Here is a 7,891-nt window from a genome sequence, read left to right as displayed (position 1 = left end):
ATTGTTGCTTGAGTGAAAGCGGTGCGGTTGAGCCGAAACTAAAGCGCGTCCGTTTTAATCCGGGTCATAACCTGCAGCCGCGAAGTAGTTTGCACATTCCTGTGGTTTAATGAGCGGAACGATTTTGCCGACTGTATCCCCACAACGCATCAACTGAGCGCTCGGCTTTAGCCCGCATAAACGCTTTCAGTTTGGAAAAGGCCATCTCGATTGGGTTAAGATCGGGGCTGTAGGGCGCGGGAATAAAAAAACCTCCCCGAAACGCGCGGGGAGGTTTTTCAGTCAATAAAGCGCGGCAATCAGAACAGCAGCCATTCCTTGAAGCGCTTGTCGAGCGCATCATAGTTCTGCCCCCAATATTCGTCATCGATGAACGCATTGAGCGGGCTTTCGACATCCGGCAACCATTTGCGCGCCTCGTCGGACATCAGCTTGTTGGCTTCCGTGAGCACCGGGGCGAGGCTCAGTTTTTCCGCAAGCTTGGCCTGCGTTTCGGGACGCAGCGCGAAATCGATATATTCCATCGCCTGCTTTTTCCGCGCGCTGCCTTTCAAGACCGACATGTAATTGAACGCGTTGACCGTCTGCTTGAACGAAATAGCCAGCGGAACGCCTGTCTGCACGGCCGCCCTGATCCGGTTCGGATAGGCATAAATGAAATCGATCTCGTTGCTCTGGATCAGGGTCACCATCTGCGGCGTCTGTTCGAACCATTTGCGCACATGCGGCTTGATACGATCCAGCGCCTTGAAGCCCCGTTCCACATCGAGCGGGTAGAGATCCTTCGGATCGACACCATCGGCCAGCAAGGCGACCTCGAGCGTTTCCGAAATACGATTGCGGAACGCGCGGCGGCCGGGGAAGGCTTCGACATCCCAAAGCTCTGCGAAAGTCTGCGGCCGCTTCTCCTTGCCGTCATTCGTATTCCAGGCAATGCCGCCGCAATAGATGTAATTGGGCACGCGATCCTTGCCGACGCCGCCGACGATCGAGGAGGTCTTGACGATGGAAGTATCGATGTCCTCCCAGTAATTGTTCTTGGAGCCGGCCATGATCAGCGGGCCGGAAGCATCGAAAATATCCCATTCGACATTGTTCGACGCCACCTGCGCCTTCACCTTGGCGAGGTCAGGCGTGTTGAGGAACTGGACGGGAACGCCGCTTGCCTCCGTGAACGGTTTGGCGACGACTTCCTGCAACGCACCGGCATAGGAACCGCCATAGCTGACCACGACGAGCGGCTTCGTGTCGGCGCGGGCGCGGATGATCGCCGGCGCGGAAACGGTAAAGGCGGCTGTTGCCGCCAGCCCTCCCAGCACGCGGCGGCGGTTTGTGACAAAAAGCAGTTTCGATTTATCGATCATGTTTCCCTCTTTATCGTATATTGATAGTTAATATCTAATAACGCCACCGTGCATGGGAAATGTCAATCATTTTCGGACTGCTACGCATGGTGACGCTTCCGGCGTTTCGCCTTAGGAGACGCCGGCCATTTTTCCGCATCCCAGCAATCCTCCAACGATTTGCTCAGCTCATGCTTGCGGATGCGCTGGGTGGGCGTGCGCGGAAATTCATCGATGAAGGCAACGAAGCGGGGCACCTGGAATTTCGCCATATGCGCGCGGCACCAGTCATGAAACGCCTCGACCGCGAAGATCCCGCTTACCGGCTTGATGAACACCTTGAGTTCCTCGTCACCGAATTCGTTGATCACCATGGTCACCGCACTTTCCTCGACCTGCGGGTGCTGGTTGATGACGCGTTCCACTTCCCAGGCCGAGACATTCTCGCCGCGCCGGCGGATGCTGTCCTTCTGCCTCGCGAAGAACCAGAACACCCCGTCTTCGTCCTGACGCACCAGATCGCCCGTATGAAGCCATCCGTCGCGGATCGCCGCGGCGGTCGCTTCGGGGTTGCGGAAATAGCCGGGCGTGACGATATCCGGCTGCTTGCCGCGGATCAGCAACTGCCCCACCTCGCCCGTCGCGACGGCTTGCCCCGTCTCGTCGATAACGCGTGCCTCGAAATAGGGCAGAGGCACGCCGAGCGCGCCGGGAATGCCTTGCGTATTGGCTATGTTGAGCGCCGCCGTTTCCGTCATGCCGAAACTGTCGCGCATTTCGACGCCGAAACGCTCCTCGAATGGCCGCCATGTCTGGGTCGGGCATCCGCCGCCCCAGGCGACGCGGACCTCATGCCCGCGGTCATCCGGCTTTGGCGGCTGGCGAAGCAGAAGTTGCAGCACGCCGCCGACATAATGGATATGCGTCGCCCTGCTCTCACGCGCCCATTGCCAGAAATTCGAAGCGCTGAAACGATCCACCATGGCAAGCGTGACCGGTGTGCACAGGGCCAAGATCACCACTTCGATGCCGAACAGGTGATACATCGGCTCCCAGAAAAGCGGCCGGTCCCCTTCCCTTATCCCTGAAATGTTCAGGGAACTTATGGCAGCGGCGTGATACATCGCATCCGTGATCAGGACGCCCTTCGGCGCGCCCGTCGTCCCCGACGTATAGCAGATGGCAACGATGTCGCTGGATTTCCCCCGGCGCTGCGGCCGCCCGGCAGGGCCGTTGGCAACCGCGTCGAACGCAATGAAGCGCACGCCCAAGGGCGACGACGCAGGCAGCGCCCCTCTCCAGATCAGTGTGACGGACGCGCTGACGGCGTCGAAAGCGGGCAGAAGCTGATCGGCATATTCGGCGTCGGCAATAATTGCCTGCGGCTCGCAATGCGCCAGTTGATAGCGAAGCCCATCGCCGCGAAGATGCGTGTTGATGGGTACTGCGATCGCCCCGATGCGCAGCAGACCGAGCAGCACGAGGATATGATCGGGATGATGCGAAAGCATGACGCCGACCCGGCTTCCCGCGACGATCCCTGACGAGAGAAGGCCATTGGCAAGACGGTCTACGCGCTCGCTGAGCTGGGCATAGGTGATTTCTTCGTGCTTCCAGCGACAGAAAACCCTGTCGCCATGTTCGCGGACGCGGGCATCGAGAAGATCGCTGACGGTCAGACCGGTATCAATATGCTGCATGATCTGCAAAGTCTCGCTCCACACGGGATCAATAGAGCCAGCGGTCGGCATTGGCGATCTCCCAGGTTTCCCCGGTCGGATTCAGCGCATCGGGGCTTGGCTGCCGGGTAACCGACACGCGGCCATTCAGTGTCCATGCCGCCACTGTCTGGAAGGCGAAGCTTGCATGGCGCAGTCCTTCCGGCGCGTCGGCGGCGAAGGGAAGGAACGATCCGAGCGTGATCGCGAAGCGGTGGTCGCTGAGGCGCTGCAACTCGAAATTCTGGTTCTGAGCCTTGAGCAACCGCGCGAAGAAGGCCGCGATGGCCGCCGCGTCTTTGCCTTCGATCCCGGCATCCCGCTTGAATTCATGCGCATATTGCACGGCCATGCCGCGCATCGTCTGCTCCCACAGATAGTTGGTCGTGTGCGGGCCATACATCTGCAGAAGGCAGTCAAGCGTGGTGGCGACATATTCGCGCGACCAGTTGCGGCGCGCCTTCAGCATGCGCGGCTCAGGCCAGAGAGTTTCGTCGAGGCGCGGCGCGCTGGCCGGATCGAACTCGGGCGTGTGCGCGGCCTGCTCGAAGCGCAGTTCTTCGCCCGGCGCCAGGTCATGGTCGTATTCGTAGAAATAGCCTTCGTCATAGGGATCGCCCTCCATGACGAATTTCGTCGCGACCCAGCCAAGCCGCTTGTTGCCCATCATCCGGCCATTGGCCGGGTGCCAGATCGAGAAGATCGTGCGCCGCAGCGAAGCGGGCATGGCCAGCATGGAGGTGCCAGGATAGGTCCACATCGGCGCCGTATAGCGAATCCAGACCTTCTTCGGCGTTTCCTCGACATATTCCATCGTCAGGCCGCCGATGAGATTGGTGTACCAGTGATACTTGCCGGCAGCGACCGCCGGCGGCTCGTCGGGCGAGATGCCGAGCTTGAGAAGCCCCTGCTGGTAGAAGCCCTGCTGATGCTGATGAAGCATCAATCCCCACAGACGCTTGATGGCGTCCTCGCCCTTTTCGCGAAAGACGATCGCGCCCATGGCTCCGAATGTTCTGCCCCAAAACTTTGCAGCCAGTCTGCAATCCGCCCGCAGATCCTCGATCTCTGTCTGGTTCATGTCTCTCTCCATCCGAATTATCTAATAATGATTAGAGTTATCATATAATGATTGTCAATGACATTTTTTGCGTATAGAGAATGCCTTCTGACTTGCATAAAGCTTCAATATAGTCATATTGCAATAATTACTATCATTATGTGATAATATGGAGATTCAGATGGAGAACAGGGAATTGCTGCTGTCCCACGAAGACGGTGTCGCGGTCATCACGCTGAACAAGCCGGAACGGCTGAATGCCTGGACGGGCGCGATGCGGGCCGATCTGGGTCGCATGCTGGCTGAGGTCGGCTCGAACGACGCCGTCAGGGCGGTCGTCGTCACAGGCGCGGGCGAGCGCGCCTTCTGTTCGGGGCAGGATTTCACTGAATCGCAGAATTTCGAAGGTGGCGCCGAGGCCGACCGCTGGCTTGCCGATATCAAAAGCTTTTACGAAACCATACGCGACGTCGAAAAGCCGACCATAGCCGCGCTAAACGGCATAGCCGCCGGGTCCGGCTTCCAGGTCGCGATGCTGATGGATTACCGGATCGGCCATGCCGGCGTCACCATGGGCCAACCGGAACTCAACAACGGCATTCCGAGCGTCGTCGGACCGTGGGGCGTCTTTGCCCCGCATCTGGGCGTCGCGCGCAGCATGGATCTCATTCTCACCGGCCGCATGATGAACGCCAAAGAGGCCCGGCACACCGGGCTCCTCAATGAGATCGTCCCGGCCGGCGAGGTGCTTTCGCGCAGTATCGCCATGGCGCGCGAACTCGGCGCCAAGCCGCCGATAGCTCTTCGCCTAACCAAACGGGCCTATCGTGAGGCCACGCAGCCCGGCTTCGATCACGCTTTCGAGATCGCCGAGGAAGCGCAGCGCGAGGCCTTCGCTTCGGGCGAGCCGCAACGCTGCATGGAAGAATTTTTCCGCATCCGCGCTGCGCGCAAATCAGCATGACCGACGGCCACGGCCATTCCAAACGGAGGATATTCGATGGACGAAACATTGAGGCAACTGGTCGAGCGGCGCGCTGCCGCCAATGGTGACGATGTCTTCCTGATGTTCGGCGACGACGTTGTGACGTTCGGCGACCTCAAGAAGCATGTCGAGGTCCGCGCTGCGGCATTGTCCTCCCATGGCGTGCGCGCCGGGGACCGGGTCGCGCTCATGCTTCCGACGGTGCCTGAGCATATCTATCTGTTTTTTGCCTGCGTCTGGCTGGATGCTACCGTCGTGCCCGTCAGCATCCATCTCAAGGCGCTGGGTATCCGCACCCAGTTCGCCAGTGCGAAGCCGCGCTACGTCATCGCGGACGCGAGTTTTGGCGAACTCGCACGTGCGGTTTCGGAGGATCGCACCGTCGAGGGCGTCATCTGGCGCGGTGACGTGCCCTCCGGCGACAGCCGTTTCGCCGCGCTGGAAACCGTGCTGGCCGGAACCGGTTCCGTTCCCCCTCACGCGCCCGGAGGGCTCGACCGCCGCTGCATGGTCTCCTATACGTCGGGCACGACCGGCGAGCCGAAAGGGGCCGTCCTGTCCGAGCGCTGGTTCCAGATCGGCGCGAAGAATGCAGGCCAGCTCGCCGAGGTCAAGTCGGGTGATGTCCTGTTCCTGTGGGAGCCGTTCTTCCATGTCGCCGGCTGGATGACGGTGCTCATGAGCCTTCAGCACGGCGTGCGTATCGGCATGGTCGAACGTTTCAGCGCCTCGCAATGCTGGGATCAGATCCGCCGCTATGGCGCAACGCAGTTCCATTATCTGGGCGGCGCGATGAATCTGCTGCTCAAGCAGCCGGAGCGGCCGGACGACGCCGACAATCCGGTGCGGGTTGCATGGGGCGCCGCAGCGCCGACGCAAAGCTGGAAAGTCTTCGAGACGCGCTTTGGCGTTTCCATCCGCGAAGGCTACGGCATTACGGAAGCCGGCAATTTCACCATGCTGAACCATGGCGGGCCGATTGGATCGATCGGAAAGCCGGTCGAGGAATTCGAGGCCTTCATAGCCGACGAAGCGGGCAAGCCAGTGGAAGACCGCACCGTCGGCGAGATCGTCCTGCGACCGAAGGAAGCGGGCATCACGATGCTGGAATATCTCGGCAATCCGGAGAAAACCGCCGAAGTCCTGCGCGACGGATGTGTCTTCTCGGGCGATCTCGGCTACCGCGATATCGATGGAAATTACTATTTTTCAGGCCGCAAGAAAGATAGCCTGCGCAGGCGTGGCGAGAACGTCTCGGCATGGGAAGTCGAACGGGTCATCAACGCCCACGCAATGGTCGAAGAATCCGCGGTCATCGGCGTCGATTCCGAAATGGGCGAACAGGACATCAAGGCCTTCGTCCGCGCGGCGCCCGGAGAAACGGTCGAGCCAGCCGATATTCTGGACTGGTGCAAGCAGCACCTCGCTTATTATCAACTGCCTCGCTTCATCGAGATCGTCAATGATTTCCCGCGCGGACCGACGCAACGAATCCGGAAGACCGAACTCCCTCAGAGAACGACTGGAATATGGGACGCGGAACAACATGAACACCGCAACAGAGCGGCATCGACAGGCCGATAGTCCGGCTATCGGCCTGTCGATAACAACGATCGCATATTGCCATTCATTGTGCATTCAGCCATAGGGGGGATGTATCTGCATCTCGTTCCAGGAGTTCGGCATGACTGATGATAAGCCCGTCAGAAAAACGGGGCGTCCGACTGGCGATTCCGGCCTTTTCAATTCCTCATTGGAAAAGGGATTGAGCGTATTGCAGGCTTTTAATGACGGACGTCCCAGTCTGACGCTCACGCAGGTCGCCGCTGTGACGGGATTGGAAAAGAGTGCCGCACAGCGCTTTACGGCTACACTCGTCGCATTGGGCTACTTGCAGAAAGACCAGACGACCCGGCAATACAGTCTCACCTCCCGCGTGCTGCAGCTCAGCGCCAACTATTTGCGTTGCCATGTTCTTCTGGAGCGGGCAACGCCCTATATGCTGGAGTGGAACAGCCGTATCGGGGAAGCGGTAAACCTGGCCGAGATGGACGGGGCGGACGTTATTTTCCTCGTTCGTTATCGAAGCCGCAACGTCGTGGGTCCCGCGCTGGTCGCTGGATCGAAATTCCCTTGGTATATCAGCGCACTGGGACAGGCCATGGTTGCTTATAAACCCGCCGGGGAGCGCAACCGGATCTTGGCAGCAACCAATCCCGTCAGCTATGCCAGCCAGACGCTTACGACACGCGAAGCTCTCGAAAAACGGCTTGAGACGATCCGAACAGATCGCTTCGCCCTGACGCATCGCGAATCTTTCGAAACCGAAATTTCCTTGGCGGCTCCGATCTTCGGCCCGTCTGGCGACGTCGTGGCTGCGGTGGGCACGGCGGTCGTCACACCGCAGTGGACGGTCGATGACGCGCGGGCGCGCCTCGCACCTGCATTGCTCGATCTGGCCCAGGCAATATCAAGTCCGTCCCAGATAAGCCGGCCCGATTTGAACGTTTAAGAATTCAATTCTTCATACGAAAAACGCCGGATATCGGGAAGCACAGCGGGGCAGTGTAACTTTAACCTCAGCGCGAGCGCACTCCGATCTATGGTGCTGATCTTAGGAAGATTACAGGCCAGCGATTTCGCGCCACATCTTGGTGGCGGTCTGACGCAGCTCGCGATGATCGGCTGAGGTGAGAAGATTGCGGGGAAAATGGTGTAAGTTGTAGATAGGGTCGTGAATGGACGGATCTGTTGCAAACATTGGTTTAGCACGGGGCGCAGCTTA

6 protein-coding genes and 1 pseudogene are annotated in these 7,891 nt (G+C 59.4%); 3 read left to right on the top strand and 4 right to left on the bottom strand.

What is annotated here, in order from left to right:
- Positions 1-54 precede the first annotated feature (54 nt).
- The 4 genes and pseudogenes from KUG47_RS16570 to KUG47_RS16555 form a co-directional block, all read right to left on the bottom strand.
- Positions 55-247, bottom strand: a pseudogene (locus KUG47_RS16570) (IS630 family transposase); the annotation flags it as partial.
- Between the two features lie 52 nt (positions 248-299).
- Positions 300-1,364: an ABC transporter substrate-binding protein gene (locus KUG47_RS16565; RefSeq protein WP_217679154.1), complete on the bottom strand. Its 1,065-nt coding sequence runs from the start codon at positions 1,362-1,364 to the stop codon at positions 300-302.
- An 80-nt stretch (positions 1,365-1,444) separates the two neighbouring features.
- The gene (locus tag KUG47_RS16560; protein ID WP_217679152.1) at positions 1,445-3,094 is read right to left on the bottom strand and encodes an AMP-binding protein; all 1,650 of its coding nucleotides are present in this window, start codon (positions 3,092-3,094) and stop codon (positions 1,445-1,447) included.
- On the bottom strand, positions 3,072-4,142 hold the full coding sequence (locus KUG47_RS16555; RefSeq protein WP_217679150.1) for a hypothetical protein: 1,071 nt from the start codon (positions 4,140-4,142) through the stop codon (positions 3,072-3,074). The genes KUG47_RS16560 and KUG47_RS16555 overlap by 23 nt, the downstream gene beginning before the upstream one ends.
- A 160-nt stretch (positions 4,143-4,302) precedes the next feature.
- Here KUG47_RS16555 and KUG47_RS16550 point away from each other — a divergent pair, with 160 nt between their 5' ends.
- The 3 genes from KUG47_RS16550 to KUG47_RS16540 all read left to right on the top strand — a co-directional run bounded on the left by KUG47_RS16550 (position 4,303) and on the right by KUG47_RS16540 (position 7,618).
- Positions 4,303-5,085: an enoyl-CoA hydratase/isomerase family protein gene (locus KUG47_RS16550; RefSeq protein ID WP_217679148.1), complete on the top strand. Its 783-nt coding sequence runs from the start codon at positions 4,303-4,305 to the stop codon at positions 5,083-5,085.
- A gap of 36 nt (positions 5,086-5,121) precedes the next feature.
- Positions 5,122-6,690 carry an AMP-binding protein gene (locus tag KUG47_RS16545; RefSeq protein ID WP_217679146.1) on the top strand — a complete coding sequence of 523 codons (1,569 nt, stop codon included), beginning with the start codon at positions 5,122-5,124 and terminating at the stop codon, positions 6,688-6,690.
- Positions 6,691-6,790: 100 nt separating this feature from the next.
- Positions 6,791-7,618 carry an IclR family transcriptional regulator gene (locus KUG47_RS16540; protein WP_217679144.1) on the top strand — a complete coding sequence of 276 codons (828 nt, stop codon included), beginning with the start codon at positions 6,791-6,793 and terminating at the stop codon, positions 7,616-7,618.
- Positions 7,619-7,891: the final 273 nt, after the last annotated feature.

The organism is Falsochrobactrum tianjinense, from assembly GCF_019100495.1.
GTDB lineage: Bacteria > Pseudomonadota > Alphaproteobacteria > Rhizobiales > Rhizobiaceae > Brucella > Brucella tianjinense.
Note: the sequence above shows the minus strand (reverse complement) of the source record. Positions and strands in the feature narration are given on the sequence as shown.

What these genes read in the sequence shown, in the direction of transcription:
- KUG47_RS16565 (WP_217679154.1), bottom strand. Translation starts at nt 1,364, where the DNA reads ATGATCGATAAATCGAAACTGCTTTTTGTCACAAACCGCCGCCGCGTG.
- KUG47_RS16540 (WP_217679144.1), top strand. Translation starts at nt 6,791, where the DNA reads ATGACTGATGATAAGCCCGTCAGAAAAACGGGGCGTCCGACTGGCGAT.
- KUG47_RS16560 (WP_217679152.1), bottom strand. Translation starts at nt 3,094, where the DNA reads ATGCCGACCGCTGGCTCTATTGATCCCGTGTGGAGCGAGACTTTGCAG.
- KUG47_RS16550 (WP_217679148.1), top strand. Translation starts at nt 4,303, where the DNA reads ATGGAGAACAGGGAATTGCTGCTGTCCCACGAAGACGGTGTCGCGGTC.
- KUG47_RS16555 (WP_217679150.1), bottom strand. Translation starts at nt 4,142, where the DNA reads ATGAACCAGACAGAGATCGAGGATCTGCGGGCGGATTGCAGACTGGCT.
- KUG47_RS16545 (WP_217679146.1), top strand. Translation starts at nt 5,122, where the DNA reads ATGGACGAAACATTGAGGCAACTGGTCGAGCGGCGCGCTGCCGCCAAT.